Consider the following 21,083-nt stretch of genomic DNA (forward strand, 5'->3'; position numbering starts at 1 on the left):
TTCGTCCGGCCCAAACTCACGGTTTACCCGCGGTCGACCCGAGGATTACCCGCAATTACAAGCCCTTGCCTGACGGCCAAAGCCGCCCGGGCAAAGGCCTGAGGGAGGACGATGCAGACTCGGCCCGCAGGCTGCCGGCGAAGCAAACCCACGATGCTTGCGTGCCCCAGGGCAAACGCCGAATCTGCACGCAATCCACCGGCGGCTCAATCCAGCGCCCAAAGACGCCAAGCCGAGGCTCGCCCCGACGCTTTTCCAAGCGCCTTGACCATATCGGGTTTCGAGGGGGCTCTACCCCCACGACTAAGGGGGGCAGATGTGACGGAATGTGAGGATGCGCAGGCTGTGTTCGCTGGGCGGCCCCGGCACGGAGCCAGGGCGGCGGTCAAAGGCCGCGAGGATGCGGCCTTGAACTGAGCCTGACGGCATCAAGCGATGCCGTTTCTTGCGGTTTGTCTACTACTCAGGGCCTCAGCACTTGATACCGGCATGCAGGGCCACCAGGCCCGCGCTGAGGTTGTGCACATCGACATGGCCAAAGCCGGCCGTCTTCATCATGGCCTTGAGCTCTTGCTGGCCAGGGTGCATGCGAATGGACTCGGCCAGGTAGCGGTAGCTGTCGGCATCACCCGCCACCCACTTGCCCAGGCGGGGCAGGATGTTGAAGGAATACCAGTCGTAAGGCTTTTGCAGGGGCGCGGCCACCTTGGAGAACTCCAGCACCAGCAAGCGGCCACCGGGCTTGAGCACCCGGCACATTTCGGCCAGGGCTTGGTCCTTGTGGGTCATATTGCGAAGACCGAAGGACACGCTGACCAGATCGAAGCTGGCCGATTTAAAGGGCAGCTTCTCGGCATCACACAAGCCGGTGGGCAGCACCAGGCCTTCGTTGAGCAGGCGGTTGCGGCCCTCGCGCAGCATGGCTTCGTTGATATCGGTGTGCACCACCATGCCGGTCTCGCCGACTTTGCGGGCGAAGGCACGCGTCAGATCGCCCGTGCCGGCAGCGATGTCCAACACCCGCTCGCCCGGCTTCAGATTGGCCACGGCCACCGTGTAAGCCTTCCAGGCCCGGTGCATGCCCATGGACATGAAGTCGTTCATCAAGTCGTAGTTGCTGGCCACGGAGTCGAACACGCCGCGCACGCGGCTGGCCTTCTCACGCTCGTCAACGGTCTGGAAGCCGAAATGGGTGCTGCTCATAGAAGAATCTCTTTAACGGTGGTCCGGGCTTAGTGGCTGCTACAGGCGCCGGAAGACTTGATGGGCATGGCATCGTCGCGGCCCAATCCGGCGGCGGCCAAGCGGGCTTCGTAGTCGCGCCACAGTTCGGCCTGGCGCGCGCCCAAGTCGTACAAATACTCCCAGGAGTAGAGGCCGCTCTCATGCCCGTCGGAGAACTGCGGCTGGATGGCGTAATGCCCGACCGGCGCCAAGGCGGTGATATTGACCTCACGCTTGCCGGTTTGCAGAGTCTCTTGTCCAGGGCCATGGCCCTTGACCTCGGCCGAGGGGCTGTAGACCCGCATCAGCTCAAAGGGGATGCGAAAGCGCGCACCGTCGCTGAAGGCCACCTCCAACACCTTGGACTGCTGGTGCACGGTGATCTCGGTGGGCGTGGGCGTGTTCGCGGAAAGTCCGGCCATTTTGAGGAGGATACGAGAAGGAAAATTAGGAAGACCCGGGCGCCATCAGGCTCAGCCGGGCCGCCAGTGTAGCGCCGGGGCCGGGCCCCGCCCATGGGCTGGGGGCGCCCAGCGGGCGTGAAAAAGCCAAGCCGGCATGCCTGGACAGGCATACGCAAGCTTGGCTTGCTCGTCTTCTCGGACCTGCGCCGGAGGCCGGCGCCTTGGCCTTACTTGGCCTTCTTGCTGCGATCCGGAACCACGGTGGTGACCGTGGGCATCACGGCGCCGGAGGAGATGGGCTTGGGCGGAGAAGTGTCTTTCTTGGGCTTCTTCGCTTCTTTATTGCTTTTTTGCTGTCCTTTGGCCATGAGCTTCTCCTAGGTTGCTGTGCCTGACGCACCGATGGTGAGGGGCTGAATCCGCCCCTGGTGACTCAGTGTGCCATGCGTTCCGGGCCACTCAGGGCTGCAGGCCTGCGCCGGGCTCAATAAACGCCCATGTAGTCCTTCTTGCCCAAGTCCACGCCCTGGTGACGCAGGATGTTGTAGCTGGTGGTGATGTGGAAGAAGAACTGGGGCAGACCGTAGTGCAGCAGATAGTCCTGGCCCTGGAAGCGGCGCTCCTTGGGCGTGCCGGGGCGCACGATGATCTCGCGGCTGGCGGCATCAGTGAACTTGGCCGCGTCCAGGCTTTCGATGAAGGCCAGGGTCTGGGCAATGCGCGCCTGCAGATCGGCAAAGCTCTGCTCCTTGTCTTCCACCGAAGGCACTTCGACGCCGGCCAGGCGGGCACACACGCCCTTGGCGAAGTCGCAAGCCACCTGGACCTGCTTGGTCAGGGCAAACATATCGGGGAAGAGGCGGCCTTGCAGCAGCACGGCGGGCTCAAAGCCGCGCGCCTGGGCATGGGCCTCGCCCTTAGCCAGAACGGCAGCCAGGCTGCCCAACATTTGTTTGAAGACGGGCACGCTGGCTTGATACATGGCTTGGCTCATGGCTTGAGGCTCCGCAGGGTCGGAGAAAAAGAGAGAAAGGGAAGAATCAGTAGGGGGCGACATCGATTGCAGCCGCGGCCCGCATTCTGGCAGCGCCAGCCGCTTGCTGCTGAAGCCGCAATATGCCCTTGCCCGCTCCAGGGCTTGAAGACAAACGCGTCCTTGTCCCCTAAAAAATCAGTCGGCTCCGTACAACAAGGCAGTTTGGCGGGCGATCGCCGCACAAAGCCAGCCTAGGATTAGCAGGTTTCGCCCGGACCCAGCGTGGCCGGGTGTCCCTTGTTTTGTTGTTCGCCTTTGAAGGAAAAATCATGAGCAAATTCCTGAACACCCTGGCTGCCCTGGCTATCGCCGCCAGCCCCCTGTTGATGAGCGTGGCCCAGGCCGCCGAGCCCACCGACCCCGTGGTGCAAAACCGCGCCAAGATCAGCAAGGCCAACAAGGTCAAGAGCGCTGAGCTGAGCGCCGCCCGCAAGACCCGCAACGAAGCCCGCGCCACCGCCAAGAAGGAATTGGCCGCCGCCAAGGCCGAGAACGCCGTCAAGGCCAAGGCCGCCGCTGCCGAAGGCAAGGACGCCCTGGTCGTCAAGCGTGAACTGGACACGCAATCCAGCGCCGCCTACAAAGACAAGCTCAAGGCCGCCAACGACCAGTACAAGGAAGTCGAAACCCGCGTCAAGGCCGAAGCCGCTGCCAAGAAGGACAAGGCCAACGCCACGATTGCCAAGGAAATGAAGAAGGCCAACGAAGGCCAGAAGAACTAAGCAAACCCCGGCTTGAATGGGCGAACGGCCCGCCACCGATCAAGGTGGCGGGCCGTTTCTTCTTCAAAGTGAGGCTCCCGCCATTCACTGCGCGTCTGGCTGCCCCGGTGCCTGACCGGCCAGGGCCACATGGCCGCCGCTGATGGCGTCGACCTCGACCACCAGCTCAGGGAAGCGCAGCAAAAACTCGGAGAAATTCGTACAGCCCAAGGCCTGCTCATCAAAGCTGGGCAGCAAGCGCTTGATGAAGACCTTGAGCGCGCTGCGGGACACATAGTTCTCGCCATTGCGGTCCACCAACTGCTTGAGCGCGCGCTGCAGGGCCAGCTTGGCTTCGTCCAGCGAGGGGGAGCCCACCACCTCGGCATCGTCGCGCGTCTCGACGACCGGCAGGGCTTGCACCGGCAAGGGCGGAACTGCGGCCGAGCCCAGGTCCACGCCCGCCGAGGTGGCCGAGGTGGCCAGCAGGTTTTGGTAGAACTTGAACTCGTTGCAGCTGGCCGTCCAGAAGCGGTTGCTGAAGCCCGCCACGCCCACGCCGGCGATGAAGCGCCCCGCCTGCTTGACCTTCTGCGCCAGGCTGATGAAGTCGCTGTCGCTGGAGATCACCACCACATGGGTCAGATGCGGGTGGTTGTGCACATCGCTGAGGGCGTCCAGCGCCATGCGGATGTCGGCGCTGTTCTTCATATTCGAGCCGCGCGGGAACATCTGAATCAGATCCACTCCGGCCTCATTCAGGGCATGGCGGTAGTTGGCGAAAAACTGCCAATTGCCATAGGCGCGGTTGATGATGATGTCGCCCAACGAGGCCGCGTACTCCAGAATCGGCTTGAGGTCCACAAACACCGGCTGGGGCTGGAAGCGGTTCTCGCGGTAGGCGCCGTCACCATGGGCGTTGTTGGCCAGCACGGCATGCAGATTCTCAAAATCCCAGTAGATCGCCACCTTGGTGGCCTCGTTGCGCTGCGGGTTGTAGGAAGACATGGGGACCGGAAGAATGTGGAGAAAGAAAAACAACTGAAAAATGGACGCCAGCCAAGGCTGCCACCTGCGGCCGAGCCCGCAGGGCTAACAAGCCAAGGGTGCGGCCCTGGGCCGATGCGCAGGCGGGAGCTTAAGCGAAGCGCCTGACGGAGGGCTTTATATTGTTTTGAAGATAAGCAATCTACCAATCAATAGTTTGCTTATATAACCCTCTTCCTTACAGTGCGAGGCTTCGGTTAGCCCTGGGGCAGCCTCACCGCCTCACAAGGGTTTTATGGACTGGTTAGCAATCGCAAGCGGATTTGGCGTCGGTGCCATCGTCGGGGTGACCGGCGTGGGCGGCGGCTCGCTGATGACACCCTTGCTGCTCTCGGTCTTCAAGCTCAACCCGGCCGTGGCCATAGGCACCGATCTCTGGTTTGCCGCCATCACCAAGATGTCGGGTTCGGCCGCCCATGCGCGCCACGGCCATGTGAAGTGGCGCATCACCGCCTTGCTGCTGGCCGGCAGCATCCCGGCTGCAATCGCCACCGTGGCCTTGATGCACCTCACCGGCCTGACCAAGGGCTGGGCCAGCACCCTCACCTTTTCGCTGGGCATTGCCCTGCTGCTGACGGCCGTGGTCGTGGCCTTCAAGAAGTCTTGGCAGGCCGTGGGCTTACGCCTGGAGCGTTTCATCCCCGAGTCGCGCAAACCCGCGCTGACCGTCGCCTCCGGCGTTGTGCTGGGGGTGCTGGTGTCTCTGTCCTCCATCGGTGCGGGCGCGATTGGCGCCACGCTGATTCTCTTGATCTACCCGCGCCTGGAAACCCGCTACATCGTCGGCAGCGATATTGCCCACGCCGTGCCCCTGACCCTGGTGGCGGGCATAGGCCATGCCACCCTGGGCCATGTGGACTGGGCGCTATTGGTGCCGCTGCTGATCGGCTCCATCCCCGGCATCTGGCTGGGCGCCCAGCTGACCCGCCGCCTGCCCGAGTCTGTGGTGCGCGGCCTGCTCTGCGCTTCTCTTTTGATGGCTGGCTGGAAAGTCATTCACTGATTGCTTCGAACTCTCGAAACTTCTTCGCATCCTATGTACGCCTATACCGACTTCGACCGCCAATTCGTCCGCGCCCGTGCGGCCCAGTTCCGTGACCAGCTGGAGCGCAATATCGCGGGCACATTGACCGACGAAGAGTTCCGCCCCCTGCGCCTGCAGAACGGCTGGTATGTGCAGCGCCATGCACCCATGCTGCGCGTGGCCGTGCCTTACGGCGTCTTGTCGGCCAAGCAGCTGCGCCAGCTGGCCAAGATTGCGCGTGAGTTCGACCGCGCCGAGTCCGGCCCCTTTGAAGGCCAGGGCGGCTACGGCCACTTCACCACCCGCCAGAACCTGCAATACAACTGGATCCCCCTGCACAAATCGGCCGATGTGATGGACGCCCTGGCCGAGGTGGACATGCACGGCATCCAGACCAGCGGCAACTGCATCCGCAACATCACCAGCGACGCCTTTGCCGGCGTGGCCCCCGACGAGATCGTCGACCCCCGCCCCTACGCCGAAGTGCTGCGCCAGTGGAGCACCCTGCATCCCGAGTTCGCCTTCTTGCCACGCAAGTTCAAGATCGCCATCTCGGGCGCGGCCGAAGACCGTGCGGCCATTGCCTGGCATGACATCGGCCTGCAGCTGCTGAAGAACGAGGCCGGCGAAGTGGGCTTCAAGGTGCTGGTGGGCGGCGGCATGGGCCGCACCCCCATCATCGGCCAGGTCATCAACGAGTTCCTGCCCTGGCAGCAGATCCTCGTCTACATCGAAGCCATCGTGCGGGTTTACAACCGCTACGGCCGCCGCGACAACGCCTACAAGGCCCGCATCAAGATTCTGGTCAAGGCCGAAGGCCAGGCCTTTTTCGACGATGTGAACACCGAGTTCAAGCAGATTCTGGAGCTGGACCACGGCGGCCGCGAGCACCTGATCCCCCAAGCCGAGCTTGACCGCGTGGCGGCCAGCTTTGTGATCCCGGCCGGTGTGCAAGCCACTGCCGCTAGCGACATCTTCGCCGGCGTGCAGCCCGGCGCCTACAAGCGCTGGCTGGAGCGCAATGTGCACGGCCACCGCGTCAGCGGCTACCGCTGCGTGACCTTGTCGCTCAAGCGGAACGACATTGCCCCCGGCGACGCAACCGCCGAGCAAATGGAAGACGCCGCCGAGCTGGCCGAGCGCTTCGGCCTGGGTGAGCTGCGCGTCAGCCACGACCAAAACCTGGTGCTGACCTGGGTGCGTGAGGCCGATCTGCCCGCCGTCTTCGAAGGCGCCCGCGCCAAGGGCTTCGCCACACCGAACATCGGCTTGCTGACCGACATGATCGCCTGCCCCGGCGGCGACTTCTGCGCCCTGGCCAATGCCCGCTCCATCCCGGTGGCGGCGGCCATCACCGAGCGCTTTGAGGACCTGGACGAGCTCTACGACATCGGCGACATCGATCTGCACATCAGCGGCTGCATCAATAGCTGCGGCCACCACCACAGCGGCCATATCGGCATCCTCGGCGTCGACAAGGACGGCAAGGAGTGGTACCAGATCTCGCTGGGCGGCTCGGACGGCGCCACGCTGTCGGGCAATGCACAAGCGGGCCGAGTGATTGGCCCCTCGTTTGCGGCGGACGAGGTGCCCGACGTCATCGAATCGGTGATCCAGACCTACCGCGCCCAGCGCAGCAGCGAGGCCGAGCGCTTCATCGACACCGTGCGCCGCGTGGGCCTGGAGCCCTTCAAGGCCCCCGCTAACGCCGTTCGCACCCTCACCGGCGCGGCTCAGTAAATGACACAGATTGCCCAGACGACCATGAAGTTCATCGATCCCAAACATCCGCAATGGCATCACGTGCTCGGCGAAGACGGCCCCAAGCCCGACCCCGATCCCGCGCCCAATCTGCTGTTGAGCCTGGAGCAATGGCATGCCGTGCGCGATCACTGGCCGGCCGGCCTGCCCACCGGCGTCGAGCTGCCGAATGATTTCGCGGTGGAAGACATCGCCGCCGACCTGCCCCGCCTGGCCCTGATCGTGTTGCAGTTCCCCAAGTGGGTGGATGGCCGCGCCTACAGCCAAGCCCATCTGCTGCGTTCGCGCTACCGCTTCGCCGGCGAGCTGCGCGCCGCCGGTGAGGTCTTGGTCGATATGGTGCCCCTGCTGGCACGCACCGGCTTTGACGCGGTGCAGCTGCGTGCCGATCAAAGCGTGGCCGCGGCCGAGCGCACCTTGGGCTTCTTCCAGGCCCATTACCAGGGTGATGTGGCGGCTACCCAACCGATCTTCGCCCGTGGAGCGCAGGCGTGAGCGGAGAAGTCTCTTCGCTGAACTTCGGTGCTGCGACTGCGGCAGCGCCGCAAGCCTCGGCCATCGCCCTCTATGCCCGTGAGACCGCCGGCTTTGAGACGCGCCTGGCCGAGACCCTGGCCCTGCTGCAAGACGCGGTGCACACCCACGGCGCGGGATTGATCCAGTCCAGCAGCCTGGGCGCGGAAGACATGGTCATCACCGACCTGATCGCCCGCCACCAGCTGCCCATCACGATCGCCACCCTGGACACCGGCCGCCTGCACGCCGAGACCCTGGCGCTTGTGCCCCAGATCGAGCAGCGCTACGGCCTGAAAGTCCAGGTCTACAGCCCTGTGCACGACCAGGTGATTCACTTTGTTCGCGCGCGCGGCGAGAACGCCATGTACGAGAGCCTGGCCTTGCGCAAGGAATGCTGCGGCATCCGCAAGCTGGAGCCTTTGAAGCGCATGCTGCACGGCCGCACCGCCTGGATCACCGGCCTGCGCCGCGAGCAATCCGCCAACCGTGCCGAGGTGCCCTTCATCGAAGCCGACGGCCCGGACCGCGTCAAGCTCAACGCCTTGGCGGCCTGGAGCTGGGCCGATGTCTGGCACTACATCCAGCGCTTTGAAGTCCCCTTCAATGCCTTGCACGACCAGTTCATGCCCAGCATCGGCTGCGCGCCCTGCACCCGCGCCATCGCCGTGGGCGAAGACTTCCGCGCGGGACGCTGGTGGTGGGAGGACGAAAGCGCCAAGGAATGCGGCTTGCACGCCAGCAAAATTTCCAAAGATCAAGACAAGAACGGAGCCCAGGCATGAATGCCCCCATGAATCTGCAAGAGCTGGTGGCCACGGTGGACCAGCGCCACCTGGATCATCTGGAAGAAGAAGCCATCTTCATCCTGCGCGAAGTGGCGGCCGCTTTTGAGCGTCCGGGTCTGCTGTTCTCCAGCGGCAAGGACTCTTGCGTGGTCTTGCGCCTGGCCGAAAAGGCCTTCAAGACCCGCGTGGCTGGCAATGAGTTCAAGGGCAAGCTGCCCTTCCCCCTGGTCCATGTGGACACCGGGCACAACTTCCCCGAGGTGATCGAGTTCCGCGAACGCCGCGTCGCCGAGATGGGCGAGCGCCTGATCGTCGCCCACATGGACGAGTCGATTGCCAAAGGCACCGTACGCCTGGCCCACCCGCTGGAGTCGCGCAACGGCCACCAGACCGTCACGCTGCTTGAAGCCATCGAAGAACACCGTTTTGATGTGCTGATCGGCGGCGCCCGCCGCGACGAGGAAAAGGCCCGCGCCAAGGAGCGCATCTTCAGCCACCGCGACGCCTTCGGCCAATGGCAGCCCAAGGAGCAGCGCCCCGAGCTGTGGAATCTGTTCAACACCCGCATCCGCCCGGGCGAGCATTTCCGCGCCTTCCCGATCAGCAACTGGACCGAGCTGGACGTCTGGCTCTATATCGCCCGCGAAAACATCCCCCTGCCCAGCCTTTACTTCGCGCATCAGCGCCCCGTGATCCGCCGCAAGGGCTTGCTGGTGCCGCTGACGGAGGTGACGCCGCCCGAGGCAGGTGAAACGGTGGAAACCGCCACCGTGCGCTTCCGCACCGTGGGCGATATGACCTGCACCTGCCCGGTGGAAAGCACTGCCGCCGACGCCACCGACATCGTGGCCGAGACCCTGACCGTCACGGTCAGCGAACGCGGCGCCACCCGTATGGACGACAGAACTTCGGAAGCCTCGATGGAGCGCCGCAAGAAGGAAGGCTATTTCTGATGAGCACCGCATTGAACACCGTGATTCACGACAGCGATGTCGACACCCACCACCGCGCCCTGCGCTTCCTAACCGCAGGCAGCGTGGACGATGGCAAGAGCACCTTGATTGGCCGCCTGCTGTTTGATTCCCGCGCCATCCTGGCCGACCAGCTGGACACCTTGGCCAAGCGCGCCGCCGGTGAGCCCATCGACCTGAGCTTGCTGACCGACGGCCTGGAGGCCGAGCGCGAGCAAGGCATCACCATCGATGTGGCCTACCGCTACTTCGCCACCAAGACCCGCAAATTCATCATCGCCGACGCCCCCGGCCACGAGCAGTACACCCGCAATATGGTGACCGCCGCCGCCGGCTCGGACGCCGCCGTGGTGCTGGTGGACATCACCAAGCTGGACACCTCGGTGGACGCCGTGGACTTGCTGCCCCAGACCCGCCGCCACAGCCTGCTGGCCCATCTGCTGCGCGTGCCCAGCATCGTCTTCGCCGTCAACAAACTGGACGCCGTGGCCCAGCCCGGCCCCGCGTTTGAGGCGGTGAGCAAGGCCTTGCGCGCCTTTGCCGAGCAGGCGGGCATCAGCATCACCGCCATCGTGCCGGTCTCGGCCCTGCGTGGCGACAACGTCACCCAGCCCCTGGATGCCGATTGGTATAACGGCCCCTCTCTGCTGCAGGTGCTGGAAAGCCTGCCCGGCGTGCAGGAGCGGGTCGAGGGTCAGGTCTTGATCCCCGTGCAATACGTGGCCAAAGACGGCGAGGGCACGGGCCACCAGGCCCGCACCCTCTGGGGTCGCATTGCGCACGGCCAGATCAAGGCTGGCGACGAGATCCAGATCCTGCCTAGCGGCGAAACAGCCCTCGTGGCCGAAGTCCGCCGTGCCGGCAGCACCGTCAGCCACTGCGTCGCCGGTGAATCCGCCGGTGTGGTGCTGGACCGCCAGTTGGACGTCTCGCGCGGCGACTGGATCGTCACGCCCGGCTCGGCCAAGCCCACGCAGAGCTTCGAAGCGACGCTCGCCTGGCTGGACACCGAGCCCGCCGTGCCCGGCCGCAAATACTGGCTGCGCCACGGCAATCGCTGGGTGCAAGCCCGCATCAGCGCCATCGAGCACCGCCTGGACATCCACAGCCTGCAAGAGCAGGAGGCGACGCAGCTGAACGTCAACGAGATCGGCCATGTGCGCATCGAGACCCAAGCCGCCCTGCCGGTGGAGCCCTACACCAGCAACCGCGTCGGCGGCAGCCTGATCGTGGTGGACCCGACGAGCAACCGCACCAGCGGCGCCTTGCTGGTGCGCTGAGCCGCGACAATCGCGATTCATAACCGAGAAACTCAACAGCACGCATCATGGGAAAAGTCATCTTCGTCAGCGCCGGCCCCGGCGCAGCCGACCTGATCACATTGCGGGGCGCGCGCGCCCTGGCTCTTGCCCAGGTGGTGCTGTTCGACGCCCTCACCGACCCGGCGCTGCGTGAGCTGGCCCCCAAGGCCGAGTGGATCGACGTGGGCAAGCGCGGCTTTTGCGACTCAGTCAAACAAACCGCCATCAACGCAGCCCTGGTCAAACAAGCGCAATCGCATGAGTTGGTGGTGCGTCTGAAGGGCGGTGACGCCAGCGTCTTTGGTCGCCTGGAGGAGGAGTTGATCGCCCTGGCCGAGGCCGGCATAGCCTGCGAGGTTGTGCCCGGCGTGACCGCGGCGATTGCCGCTGCGGCGCAAACCCGCAAGCCCCTGACCCGCCGCGGTGTGGGCCGCAGCGTCAGCCTGACCACCGCCATGACGCAGGACAGCGAGTTGCAAGCCCGCGGCGCCGCGGCGGACACCGAGGTCTTCTACATGGCCGGCCGCCAGCTCGCTGCCCTGGGGCGCAAGCTGCTGGAGGCAGGCTGGGCCGAGGACACGCCGGTCAGCGTGGTCTCAAGAGCAGGCTGCCTGGACGCCTTGAGCAGCGAGCATTCGGTGGCCCAATTGGCCGCTGCCAGCCTGCTGCACAAGGGCCGACCGACTGTGGTGGTGGTGGGCGCAGGTGCTCGCCCCGTGCTGCCGCAAAACCACGGCACGCCAACAAATTCCAGCATCACCCCTGGACTTGCGCGGCATCAAGCCCAGAACACAAGCCTGACCGATTAAAATCACGGGTTTTGCGACGCTGCACTTCAAGCCCTAGACCTTCGGATCGCAGCCGCCACATTCCCGCATTCTTTCAAAAACGAGCTGATCTATGACCCACGTCGTCCTCGAATCCTGCATCCGCTGCAAGTACACCGACTGCGTCGATGTGTGCCCGGTTGATTGCTTCCGTGAAGGCCAGAACTTCCTCGCCATCGACCCCGACGAATGCATCGACTGCGCCGTGTGCATCCCCGAGTGCCCGGTCAACGCCATCGTCCCCGAGGAAGATGTGCCCGGCAATATGCAGCACATGATCAAGCTGAATGCCGAGCTGTCCCAGCGCTGGCCCAGCATCACCAAACGCAAGGGCGCCCTGCCCGACGCCGAAGACTGGAAGGATCGCACGGACAAGCTGTCCGAGCTGATTCGATAAAACTCCCCGGCCTGCGCCTTATCGGCACCGACGGGCCGGGATCAACCCAATGGAACCTCAATTGAACGCAGAGATTGCCGTGACGGCCGCAGACAACCCCACGCCCGGACCGAACGTGATTGAAACCGATGCCGTTATCGTCGGCGCCGGCCCCGTGGGCCTGTTTCAAGTGTTTGAGCTGGGTCTGCTCGAGATCAAGGCGCACATCATCGACTCGCTGGCTTACCCCGGCGGTCAGTGCATCGAGCTCTATCCCGACAAGCCCATCTACGACATCCCGGCCGTGCCTATCTGCACCGGCAAGGAGCTGACCGACAACCTGCTCAAGCAGATTGAGCCCTTTGGCGCGACCTTCCATCTGGGCCAAGAAGTGACGACCGTTTTGAAGCAGGCCGATGGCCGCTTCTTCGTCGCCACCTCCAAGGGCACCGAATTCCTGACCAAGACCATCTTCATCGCCGGCGGCGTGGGCTCCTTCCAGCCGCGCACCCTGAAGGTGGACGGTATCGAGAAGTTTGAGGGCACGCAGCTGCACTACCGCGTTCGCAACCCCGAGCAATTCGCGGGCAAGAACCTGGTCATCGTCGGCGGCGGCGACTCAGCCCTGGACTGGGCGCTGAACTTCTGCGCCGGTAACGAAGACGGCGGCGCCAACAAGGCCGAAAGCGTCATCTTGCTGCATCGTCGCGACGGCTTCCGTGCCGCCCCGGCCAGCGTGGCCAAGATGCGCGAGCTCTGCGAGGCCTACGAGATGCAATTCGTGGTCGGCCAGGTGACCGATATTGTCGAGGCCGATGGTTCGCTGAATGCGGTCAAGGTCACCGGCGGTGACGGCGTCACCCGCGTCGTGCCTTGCGACCAAGTGCTGGTGTTCTTCGGCCTGTCGCCGAAGCTGGGCCCAATCGCCGAGTGGGGCCTGGCCCTGGAGCGCAAGCAGATCGTGGTCGACACCGAGAAGTTCGAAACCAGCGTGCCCGGCATCTTCGCCGTGGGCGATGTGAACACCTACCCCGGCAAGAAGAAGCTGATCCTGTCTGGCTTCCACGAGTGCGCCCTGGCTGCTTTCGCCGCCGCGCCCTACATCTTCCCGGAAAAGCGCATCCACCTGCAGTACACCACCACCAGCCCCAAGCTGCACAAGGTGCTGGGCGTGGAATCCCCTGTCTTTGATTGACCACCCCCGTAGGCGCTTCGCGCCACCCCCTCAAGGGGGCGAGATCAGCGGCCCGGCAAAGCCGGTTCCGCGATCTCCACTGGGTTTGAATCACACCTACCCCTAAAAGCCCGCTGCCCAGCGGGCTTTTTTCATGCCATGGCTACAATGGCCCATCGCAAGCGGCTTCACAGCCGCTTGTGTTTCTTCGCTAGGGGTGCTGGCTCATCAAATGAGCCGGCTGAGATAGTCCCTTTGAACCTGATTGAGTTAATCCTCGCGCAGGGAAGCCAGCTCGCATGCGGCCCGTGATCAGACCTCGCTCATCTCGCGTGGGGACTGTGGCCCCTATCTCGCTTGCTCCCTGCCATCGCTTGAAGTCCCGATGGCATACCCACAAAACTCCCGCTCCTTTGTTGCCGCTGCCGCCTTGCTGAGCTGCTCGGCCGCCGCCCTGGCTCAGTCCACCCTGCCTAGCGTCACCGTGACCGGCCGCAGCGCCGACACCCCCGTCAGCGTCGGCGGCTTTGGCGAGACACCCATCGCCAAACTGCCCATGCAGGCCAGCATCTTGAATGCCGAACGCCTGCAGGACCTGGGCCTCAGCAATCTGGCCGGTATCACCGCCCTGGACGCCTCGGTCGGCGATGCCTACAACTCCAGCGGCTATGTGTCCTATTTGAAGATTCGCGGCTTTGATCTGGACAACCGCTTCAACTACCGTCGCGACGGCCTGCCCATCAATGCCGAGACGGCACTGAGCCTGGGCAATAAGACGGGCCTGGAAGTTCTCAAAGGCAGCAGCGGCATTCAAGCCGGCACCAGCTCGCCCGGCGGCCTGGTGAATCTGCTGGTCAAGCGCCCCACGGCCAAGGATCTGACGGTGCTGGGCCTGAGCGTGAGCGAGCGCGGCACGGTGGATGGCTCGGTCGATCTGAGCCGCCGCTTCGGCGAGTCCCAGGCCTTCGGCCTGCGGCTCAATGCCAGCGCGGCCCAGCTCAAGCCCCAGCTCTACGACGCGGACGGCAATCGCCAGCTCTTCGCCTTGGCAGGAGATTGGCGCGTGTCTCCGAGCACCTTGCTGGAAGCCGAGGTCGAGTGGAATCGCCAAAGCCAGCCCAGCCAGCCTGGCTTTAGCTTGCTCGGTGACAAGCTGCCCGATGCGAAAGCAATCGACCCGCGCATCAATCTGAACAACCAAAGCTGGAGCCAGCCAGTGGTGTTCAACAACCAGCACGCCTCGCTGCGCCTGACGCAAAAACTGAGCGCCGACTGGACGGCGCAAGCTCATCTGGGCGTGCAGCGCCTGAAGACGGATGACCGCCTGGCCTACGCCAACGGCTTGTACGACCCCAACACCTACGACTGTGATCCCTGCGACCGTTACAGCTCGACGGGGACGTTTTCAGTCTGGGACTTCCGCAGCGAGAACGAACGCCGCAACAGCGATGCCCTGGACCTGAATCTCAGCGGCAAGTTCAGCACCGCCGGACTCAAGCATCAACTGGGCACCGGCGTCTTGTTCAGCCGCTTCAACAGCCGCTTCCAGCGCCAAGCCTATAACTTGGTCGGAGTCGGCAATATTCAGGGCACTGCCCAGCTCCCCTCAGACCCCAGCCTCAGCGACGAGAACACCAACCGCGACGAGCGCAGCACTGAGTTCTATCTGCGCGACAGCGTGCAGCTGGGCGCGGATTGGCAGGTCTGGGCCGGCCTGCGCCACACCCGCTTGCAGCGCGACAGCGTGCGTACCGACGGCTCGCGTGCCACCAGCTACTCACAAGCCTTCACCACGCCCTGGCTGGGCCTGGGCTACAACATCAACTCGCAGCTGATGGCTTACGCCAGCTGGGGCGAAGGTGTGGAGAGCGAAGTGACGCCCAATCGCAAGCGTTACGGCGACCAGGCCGGCCAAGCCCTCGCGGCCTTGAAGAGCAAGCAGCTGGAAGTGGGCTTGAAGGCCGGCAGCAACACGGTGGACTGGTCATTGAACTGGTTTGATGTGCAACGCCCCAGCTGGCGCGACATCGGCATCTGCAAGGACGCCACCCCGGGCAGCTGCGAGCGCCGCGCCGATGGCAATGCCCACCACCAGGGCTTTGAGGCCCAGGCCGATCTGAAGTGGAGCGGCGGCGGCTTGCTGGCCAGCGCCATGAAGCTCAAGGCCCGCCGCGAAGGCAGTGCCGATGACTCACTCAACGGCCTGCGCCCCGCCAACGTGCCCGAGAACAGCCTGCGACTGCAAGCCCGCCAAAACCTGCCCGCCTTGCCAGGACTGCAAGTGCAGCTGGGCCTGGTCTACGAGGGCCCGCGAGCCGTGCTGCCCGACAACAGCATCAACATCCCGGGCTGGTCCCGCATCGACGCTGGTGCGCGTTACGAACAACTGGTGGGCAAAACGCTGCTGACCTGGCGCGTGGGCGTGGACAATCTCAGCAATCGTCGCGCTTGGAAGGAATCGCCCTTCCAGTTCGATCATGTCTACCTCTATCCCCTTGCGCCTCGCACTTGGCGAACAAGTTTTGAAATTAGCTTGTAAAGCTCTCAAAATCTGTACTACAATGCAAGGCTCAGTTCCTCGATAGCTCAGTCGGTAGAGCGCCGGACTGTTAATCCGTAGGTCCCTGGTTCGAGCCCAGGTCGAGGAGCCAAAAACTTGGCTTTGATGCAGAGAATGAAAATTCAAAGCATCGCTAAAAAGCTCAGAAAGCCGCTGATTCGCAAGAGTCAGCGGCTTTCGCCATTTATGTAAGCCTACTCTTTTTGAGCAGGCCGAATTTGAAGGCAGGCAAGGCGTTTCATGTCGATACGCTAAGTCAAAAATTTGAATTTGTACCGATCAATTCCTCGATAGCTCAGTCGGTAGAGCGCCGGACTGTTAATCCGTAGGTCCCTGGTTCGAGCCCAGGTCGAGGAGCCAAATTGAAAGCCCTGATGCCGCAATGCATCGGGGCTTTTTCTTTGTCCGCGCAACACGAGGCAAGGCAGCGAGCATGAACACTCTGGAGCAATTGCGTACAGGTCAGCTGTTAGGCACCAAACAGCTGAAGCTGGCCTGCGGCCTGAGCGAGTTCCCGACCGAGATCTTCGAGTTGGCTGAGACACTCGAAGTACTGGATTTGTCCGGCAACGCACTGAGCACCCTGCCTGCGGATCTGCCCCGCCTCAAGCGTTTGCGCATTCTGTTTTGTTCCGGCAATCGCTTCAGCGAACTACCTACCGTGCTGGGCCGCTGCGAGGCACTGGAGATGGTGGGCTTCAAGAGCAATCAGATCCACCATGTGCCAGCGCAAGCCATCCCGCCTCAGCTGCGTTGGTTCATCCTGACCGACAACCAGATCGCAACCCTGCCCGCCGTGCTGGGCCAATGCCAGCGCCTGCAAAAACTGGCCTTGGCCGGCAATCGCCTGAGTGCCCTGCCGGCCAGCATGGCCGCCTGCACAAGGCTTGAGCTGCTGCGCATCTCGGCCAATCAGTTCAGCGAACTGCCCGACTGGCTGCTCAAACTGCCTCGCCTCAGCTGGCTGGCCTTCGGCGGCAACCCCATCAATCTGGAGGCCGAGCGGCAAGCCCTGAGCGAGAGCCCGCTGCCCAGCGTGGCTTGGCAGCAGCTCCAGTTGGAGCAGAAATTAGGCGAAGGGGCATCGGGCGTCATCTACCGTGCGCAGCTTCGCGGGCAGCAAGCCGTCGCGCTCAAGGTCTTCAAAGGCGAGGTCACCAGCGATGGCCTGCCCAGCAGCGAGATGGCCGCAGCCATCCAAGCGGGCAGCCACCCCCATCTGATCCCGGTGCAAGCACGCCTGGTCGAGCACCCCGAGCAAGCGATGGGCTTGTTGATGCAATTGGTGGCCAGCGATTTCCAGAGCCTGGCCGGGCCGCCCAGCCTGCAGTCCTGCACCCGCGATGTGTACGCAGACGATCTGCGCATTGACTTGGCCCAGCTCTTGCGCCTGGCCGCGGGCATTGCCTCGGCGGCCCAGCATCTGCAGGGCCAAGGCCTGCTGCACGGCGACCTCTACGCCCACAATATTCTTCATGACAGACAGGCTGCGGCCTTGCTGGGTGACTTTGGCGCCGCCTCCTTCTTTGATAGCAAGAACCCAGCACTCGCCCAGGCCTTGCAAGCCATCGAGGTCCGCGCCTTTGGCTGCTTGCTGGAGGAGTTGCTGGAGCGCTGCGAGCCCACCGACAGCCATCAAACCGCATTGGGACAGTTGCGGAGCCTGCTGCAGGACTGCCTCAACGATGAGCCGGCCCAGCGCCCCAGCTTTACCCAGATCGTTCAGCAGCTTTTGCTCTTGTCCTTCGAGACCAGCTAATCGCCCTCAGGCGGGGCGCGGCACGCGATACAGCGCCCTCACCAGATCAGACAGGATAAGTTTGCCCGCCTGGCACTGATGTCCTGAGCTCTAGCAGGATCAGGCGCCGAAAACCTGGGCCGTGGCACGCACGACTACACCGGTGCAAGCCTTTCCGCAGGCAGACGCACAAGAGCTCGCACAAGCGCCTTCGCAGCGCCCGGCGCAGCCTGCCTTCATCAAGGCCTCGTCAAACACCTCACGCGCACAATCGAGGCAGCAGGCACAGGCCGAAGCCACTCGGGTCTCATCCTGAAGAATCTCAAAATTGCGAACACCGGACTCCACGCTGCGGCGGATGTCGCGGTCAGAGACGCGGTGGCACAGACAAACAATCATCGGGGACTCGCCAGCGGTTGGTTCGGGCTGCACCTGGGGTGCGATGGCTCGAATACTAACGCAAATGCGAATCCCTCTCAATAGCAATGGATTTGGGCGGCTTGCGATCAAGACCGCCCAATTTCGCTCAGGATGCCGCGCCGCCCACCTGGGTCTGTAGCCAGTTTTGCTCGCCGAGCTGGGCCACCAACTCGATCTGGGTTTCAAGATGATCGATGTGCTCCTCGGTGTCGGACAAGATTTCTTCCAGCACCTCACGCGACACATAGTCACGCACCGTTTCGCAGTAGGCGATCGCCTCCTTCAGCAGGGGGTGTGAACCCACTTCGATCTTCAGATCACAGTGCAAAACTTCGACTGCGGACTCACCGATATAGAGCTTGCCCAGGTCTTGCAGATTAGGCAGGCCCTCCAGCATCAGGATGCGATCCATCAGCTTGTCGGCGTGCTTCATCTCCTCGATGGACTCCTCGTACTCATGCTTGGCCAGGCGCTCAAAGCCCCAGTTCTTCAGCATGCGGTAGTGCAGAAAATATTGGTTGATGGCCGTCAGCTCGTTCTTCAGCTGGGCATTCAGATACTCAATGACCTTGGCGTCACCCTTCATGGCAGGCTCCTCTTTGTTGGGACTAATACGTGGCGCCGATTGTGGCCGCAGCCTGGGCCACTGCTTGGCAAATGCCCTGTATTTCACTTTGCATGCGAAGCGTTCGCATGCAAATCCCAAAAAATGCAGGCTGGTCACTGTTAGTGGGAATCATTCTCATTTAGAATTTAGGAATGGACGCCCTACTCAAGCACACAAACGCCTCTACACCCCGCCCCGAAGCAACCGAGGCATCAAGCCGAGCTGCGCTTACTCAGTCGGCCAGTCAGCGGACAGCAGAGCTTGCCACGCTGGCCCAAAACTCTGGCCGCTCCGCACTGACAGGGGTGGCAAGACAAACGCCAGCCACAGCCGGCCTGCAGCGCATCAATAGCGAGCAATTGCTGAATGGCGCCCGTGAGATGGAAATCGAACATGGCGGCAGCCTGTATCGCCTGCGCCTAACTGCCTTGGGCAAGCTGATCCTGACCAAATAGCCCTGCCCCGGCCGCTCGCCAGGGCTCTCGCCCACCATCCAAACATCGCACAAAGTGAGTTCAAGACATCTAGACAGGGGATTCGTGCAAACCGCACGAACCAATAAAATACCAATTTGAAGATGAGAGAAGAGCCCGGGCTCGCTCCCTAGAATGGGAAAGACGCCAGGGGGATCTCCTGTCGTGCATTCAGCAAACCAATAAACAGGGAAGCTTTTGATGAACAGCAAGTCCTCCAAGCGAGTGAGTGGTTTCAAACTGGTATCTGTCGCAGCCATGTTCTGCCTGGCCTCGGCCGCCCATGCATTGCCGGTGTTGGACTTCGGGCCCGCCAGCCAGTACAGCGGTTTCTTCTTCTCCAATGTCAACGCGGCCGCTGACGTGGAAGGTCGTCTGGCGGTGGGCGGCAATCTGACCTCGGGCTTTGACGTCGGCTACCGCAACCCTTACGGCAGCACTGCCCCCTCCTTGGTCGTTGCAGGCAATGTGTCCATGACCAGCCAGTGGGGTAAGGCCGGTTCTATCTACAACGGACCGACTTACAACACCGACACCAACAAATCCATCGGCCCCAGCACTGCATCCTGGATTGGCGAGAACAAGCTGGCCGCAGGCAATTTGGTCTACGGTGGCAGCTTGACCGCCGCAGACTGGCAATATGCCAAGGCGACCAAGAATGCCAACTTCATCGACTTCGCGGCCGCCAAGACACAGCTGAGCGGCTTGTCGACCCAACTGGCTTCGGCCAAACAAGTCGGCAGTTGGATCACGGGCAATAGCGGCGTGCAACTGACGGGCGACGGCACTTCTGACATCCAGATCTTCAATCTGGGCAACACCGAGCTGAAGAACATCTCGCTGAGCAATATCAAGGCGGGCGCTCACATCGTGATCAACAGCACCCTGAGCAATGTGGTGTTCTCGGGCGATCTGGGCGGCAATCTTGGCAACTCCACCAACGGCTTGGCCAGCTTCCGCGACCGCGTGGTGTTCAACCTCAGCAATGCAAGCTCGGTCAATGTCGGCACCTTCTTGAATGGCAGCGTGCTGGCCGTCAACGCCGACGTGGTGGGTTCAGGCCACTTGGAAGGTACCTTGATCGCCAACTCCCTCAGCAAGGGCGAAAATGGCAAGCTTGAACTGGGCTACGAGACCTTCAAGCCCTTTGTGCCCCCGCCGATCACGACCTCGCCCGTACCTGAGCCCGAAACCTATGCCCTGATGTTGGCCGGTCTGGCTGCCGTGAGCTTTATCGCTCGCCGCCGCAAGCTGGGCTGAGGCAAGACCGCGAGGCGCTGAGTTCCAGCGCCTCCACCCCGGCGCCGACAAGAGCTTAGGCCTTGTCGGCGTCTTGCATTTGCGCGACTCAAAAGTACAGCCGCAGGGCTGCAAGAACAACAAAGGCCTCTCGAGAGAGGCCTTTGTCAATTACGCCAGCGCAAGCTCGCTGACCCAACTTCAGTCAGGGCGGCGGCGACGAGCGACGAAGCCGAGCGCCGCCAAGCCCCCCAGCAGCATAGCCAAGCTGGTCGGCTCCGGCACCGCCGTGGCCACCACCAAATCCTGGAAATTGGCGTTGCTGAGGCGGCTGATGGTGTAGAGATCCGCCCCCTGGTAATCGACGGCCGCATTCAGATAGCTGTGCACCTGATTCACAAACGCCGCATCATCCTGCGCCAAGCTGCCGGTCAGTCCACTGAAGAAGAACGAGCCCTGATTGGCCGCCACGCTGTAAGGCGTACCAGCACTTTCATGGGTGATCTCCCAGACCGCAGTTTGGAAAGCTGCCTGCTGGAAGGCATTGCTCAGCCCGGCATAGCTGGTGGAAAACAAACCCTGCAAGGCCGAAGCCTGGCTGCCGCTGAAGCTGCCGGGCGTATAGGTCTGAAAGCCCAGAAAATTAGGGGCGAACTCCTGCTGCAATTCCACGCAATAAGCGACGAAGCTGCGTCCCGCGCGGTCGACATAGTGCAGGCGGCCGGTGCTGTAGTCCTGCGTGTCGCTGGTGCTCATTACCAAGGCATCCGCGTCTTCCTGGACAAACTTGATGTCCAAGGTTTGTGCTGCCTGGGCGACACCGGTCGCCAAACCGGCCAGCAAGAGACCGGCGATGATGGATGTCGTTTTGTTCATGGCTGCTTTCTCCCAATCTTTGG

General features: G+C 62.9%; 22 protein-coding genes, 2 tRNA genes and 1 riboswitch. Of the genes, 16 read left to right on the forward strand and 8 right to left on the reverse strand.

Annotated features, from left to right (window positions below; translation table 11 throughout):
* Positions 1 to 471 precede the first annotated feature (471 nt).
* The 4 genes from ubiE to DBR47_RS03710 all read right to left on the reverse strand — a co-directional run bounded on the left by ubiE (position 472) and on the right by DBR47_RS03710 (position 2,622).
* Entirely contained in the window at positions 472 to 1,203 is a 732-nt protein-coding gene (ubiE, locus tag DBR47_RS03700; RefSeq protein WP_124447076.1) for a bifunctional demethylmenaquinone methyltransferase/2-methoxy-6-polyprenyl-1,4-benzoquinol methylase UbiE, read from the reverse strand.
* 29 nt (positions 1,204 to 1,232) lie between these two features.
* Complete coding sequence (locus DBR47_RS03705; RefSeq protein ID WP_124447078.1) at positions 1,233 to 1,646, reverse strand: gamma-butyrobetaine hydroxylase-like domain-containing protein; 414 nt, start codon at positions 1,644 to 1,646, stop codon at positions 1,233 to 1,235.
* Between the two features lie 209 nt (positions 1,647 to 1,855).
* The gene (locus DBR47_RS24660) at positions 1,856 to 1,996 is read right to left on the reverse strand and encodes a hypothetical protein (RefSeq protein ID WP_197046856.1); all 141 of its coding nucleotides are present in this window, start codon (positions 1,994 to 1,996) and stop codon (positions 1,856 to 1,858) included.
* Between the two features lie 116 nt (positions 1,997 to 2,112).
* The gene (locus tag DBR47_RS03710) at positions 2,113 to 2,622 is read right to left on the reverse strand and encodes a DUF1993 family protein (protein ID WP_124447080.1); all 510 of its coding nucleotides are present in this window, start codon (positions 2,620 to 2,622) and stop codon (positions 2,113 to 2,115) included.
* 311 nt (positions 2,623 to 2,933) lie between these two features.
* On the opposite strand from DBR47_RS03710, the gene DBR47_RS03715 reads away from it, so the two are divergent.
* The gene (locus tag DBR47_RS03715) at positions 2,934 to 3,386 is read left to right on the forward strand and encodes a hypothetical protein (protein ID WP_124447082.1); all 453 of its coding nucleotides are present in this window, start codon (positions 2,934 to 2,936) and stop codon (positions 3,384 to 3,386) included.
* Between the two features lie 84 nt (positions 3,387 to 3,470).
* Here DBR47_RS03715 and DBR47_RS03720 read toward each other — a convergent pair whose 3' ends face one another.
* Complete coding sequence (locus tag DBR47_RS03720) at positions 3,471 to 4,373, reverse strand: NYN domain-containing protein (protein WP_124447084.1); 903 nt, start codon at positions 4,371 to 4,373, stop codon at positions 3,471 to 3,473.
* Between the two features lie 274 nt (positions 4,374 to 4,647).
* Here DBR47_RS03720 and DBR47_RS03725 point away from each other — a divergent pair, with 274 nt between their 5' ends.
* The 13 genes from DBR47_RS03725 to DBR47_RS03785 all read left to right on the forward strand — a co-directional run bounded on the left by DBR47_RS03725 (position 4,648) and on the right by DBR47_RS03785 (position 17,466).
* A complete protein-coding gene (locus DBR47_RS03725) occupies positions 4,648 to 5,415 on the forward strand; it encodes a sulfite exporter TauE/SafE family protein (RefSeq protein ID WP_124447086.1) in 768 nt (255 codons plus the stop codon).
* Between the two features lie 33 nt (positions 5,416 to 5,448).
* Positions 5,449 to 7,176, forward strand: a complete 1,728-nt coding sequence (locus DBR47_RS03730; RefSeq protein WP_124447088.1) for a nitrite/sulfite reductase — start codon at positions 5,449 to 5,451, stop codon at positions 7,174 to 7,176.
* Positions 7,177 to 7,692, forward strand: coding sequence for a DUF934 domain-containing protein (locus tag DBR47_RS03735; RefSeq protein ID WP_231512117.1), 516 nt, complete (start codon positions 7,177 to 7,179; stop codon positions 7,690 to 7,692).
* Entirely contained in the window at positions 7,689 to 8,495 is an 807-nt protein-coding gene (locus DBR47_RS03740; RefSeq protein ID WP_231512118.1) for a phosphoadenylyl-sulfate reductase, read from the forward strand. The genes DBR47_RS03735 and DBR47_RS03740 overlap by 4 nt, the downstream gene beginning before the upstream one ends.
* Entirely contained in the window at positions 8,492 to 9,451 is a 960-nt protein-coding gene (cysD, locus tag DBR47_RS03745; protein WP_124447090.1) for a sulfate adenylyltransferase subunit CysD, read from the forward strand. The genes DBR47_RS03740 and cysD overlap by 4 nt, the downstream gene beginning before the upstream one ends.
* Positions 9,451 to 10,749 (forward strand): sulfate adenylyltransferase subunit 1, encoded by a 1,299-nt coding sequence (locus DBR47_RS03750; RefSeq protein ID WP_124447092.1) that lies wholly within the window; start codon positions 9,451 to 9,453, stop codon positions 10,747 to 10,749. Before cysD ends, DBR47_RS03750 begins: the two co-directional genes overlap by 1 nt.
* 47 nt (positions 10,750 to 10,796) lie before the next feature.
* The gene (gene cobA / locus DBR47_RS03755; protein ID WP_124447094.1) at positions 10,797 to 11,579 is read left to right on the forward strand and encodes a uroporphyrinogen-III C-methyltransferase; all 783 of its coding nucleotides are present in this window, start codon (positions 10,797 to 10,799) and stop codon (positions 11,577 to 11,579) included.
* Between the two features lie 91 nt (positions 11,580 to 11,670).
* On the forward strand, positions 11,671 to 11,994 hold the full coding sequence (gene fdxA, locus DBR47_RS03760) for a ferredoxin FdxA (protein WP_124447096.1): 324 nt from the start codon (positions 11,671 to 11,673) through the stop codon (positions 11,992 to 11,994).
* A 49-nt stretch (positions 11,995 to 12,043) separates the two neighbouring features.
* Positions 12,044 to 13,168, forward strand: a complete 1,125-nt coding sequence (locus DBR47_RS03765) for an NAD(P)/FAD-dependent oxidoreductase (protein ID WP_124447098.1) — start codon at positions 12,044 to 12,046, stop codon at positions 13,166 to 13,168.
* A gap of 182 nt (positions 13,169 to 13,350) precedes the next feature.
* Positions 13,351 to 13,452: riboswitch (TPP riboswitch) on the forward strand.
* 80 nt (positions 13,453 to 13,532) lie between these two features.
* On the forward strand, positions 13,533 to 15,686 hold the full coding sequence (locus DBR47_RS03770; RefSeq protein ID WP_124447100.1) for a TonB-dependent siderophore receptor: 2,154 nt from the start codon (positions 13,533 to 13,535) through the stop codon (positions 15,684 to 15,686).
* 36 nt (positions 15,687 to 15,722) lie between these two features.
* A tRNA-Asn gene (locus tag DBR47_RS03775) sits at positions 15,723 to 15,798 on the forward strand.
* Between the two features lie 193 nt (positions 15,799 to 15,991).
* A tRNA-Asn gene (locus DBR47_RS03780) sits at positions 15,992 to 16,067 on the forward strand.
* A gap of 73 nt (positions 16,068 to 16,140) precedes the next feature.
* Entirely contained in the window at positions 16,141 to 17,466 is a 1,326-nt protein-coding gene (locus tag DBR47_RS03785; RefSeq protein ID WP_124447102.1) for a protein kinase, read from the forward strand.
* A gap of 99 nt (positions 17,467 to 17,565) precedes the next feature.
* Here the strand turns inward: DBR47_RS03785 and DBR47_RS03790 are convergent, their stop codons facing one another.
* Both DBR47_RS03790 and bfr read right to left on the reverse strand, forming a co-directional pair.
* Positions 17,566 to 17,844, reverse strand: a complete 279-nt coding sequence (locus DBR47_RS03790) for a bacterioferritin-associated ferredoxin (RefSeq protein WP_124447104.1) — start codon at positions 17,842 to 17,844, stop codon at positions 17,566 to 17,568.
* Between the two features lie 127 nt (positions 17,845 to 17,971).
* On the reverse strand, positions 17,972 to 18,451 hold the full coding sequence (gene bfr, locus DBR47_RS03795; RefSeq protein WP_124447106.1) for a bacterioferritin: 480 nt from the start codon (positions 18,449 to 18,451) through the stop codon (positions 17,972 to 17,974).
* A gap of 173 nt (positions 18,452 to 18,624) precedes the next feature.
* Here bfr and hemP point away from each other — a divergent pair, with 173 nt between their 5' ends.
* Positions 18,625 to 18,927, forward strand: coding sequence for a hemin uptake protein HemP (hemP, locus tag DBR47_RS03800; RefSeq protein ID WP_124447109.1), 303 nt, complete (start codon positions 18,625 to 18,627; stop codon positions 18,925 to 18,927).
* Between the two features lie 219 nt (positions 18,928 to 19,146).
* A complete protein-coding gene (locus DBR47_RS03805; RefSeq protein ID WP_124447111.1) occupies positions 19,147 to 20,205 on the forward strand; it encodes a choice-of-anchor A family protein in 1,059 nt (352 codons plus the stop codon).
* Positions 20,206 to 20,385: 180 nt separating this feature from the next.
* Here DBR47_RS03805 and DBR47_RS03810 read toward each other — a convergent pair whose 3' ends face one another.
* A complete protein-coding gene (locus DBR47_RS03810) occupies positions 20,386 to 21,060 on the reverse strand; it encodes a PEP-CTERM sorting domain-containing protein (protein ID WP_231512119.1) in 675 nt (224 codons plus the stop codon).
* Between the last annotated feature and the right edge of the window lie 23 nt (positions 21,061 to 21,083).

The organism is Paucibacter sp. KBW04 (assembly GCF_003852425.1).
Taxonomy (GTDB): domain Bacteria; phylum Pseudomonadota; class Gammaproteobacteria; order Burkholderiales; family Burkholderiaceae_C; genus Paucibacter_A.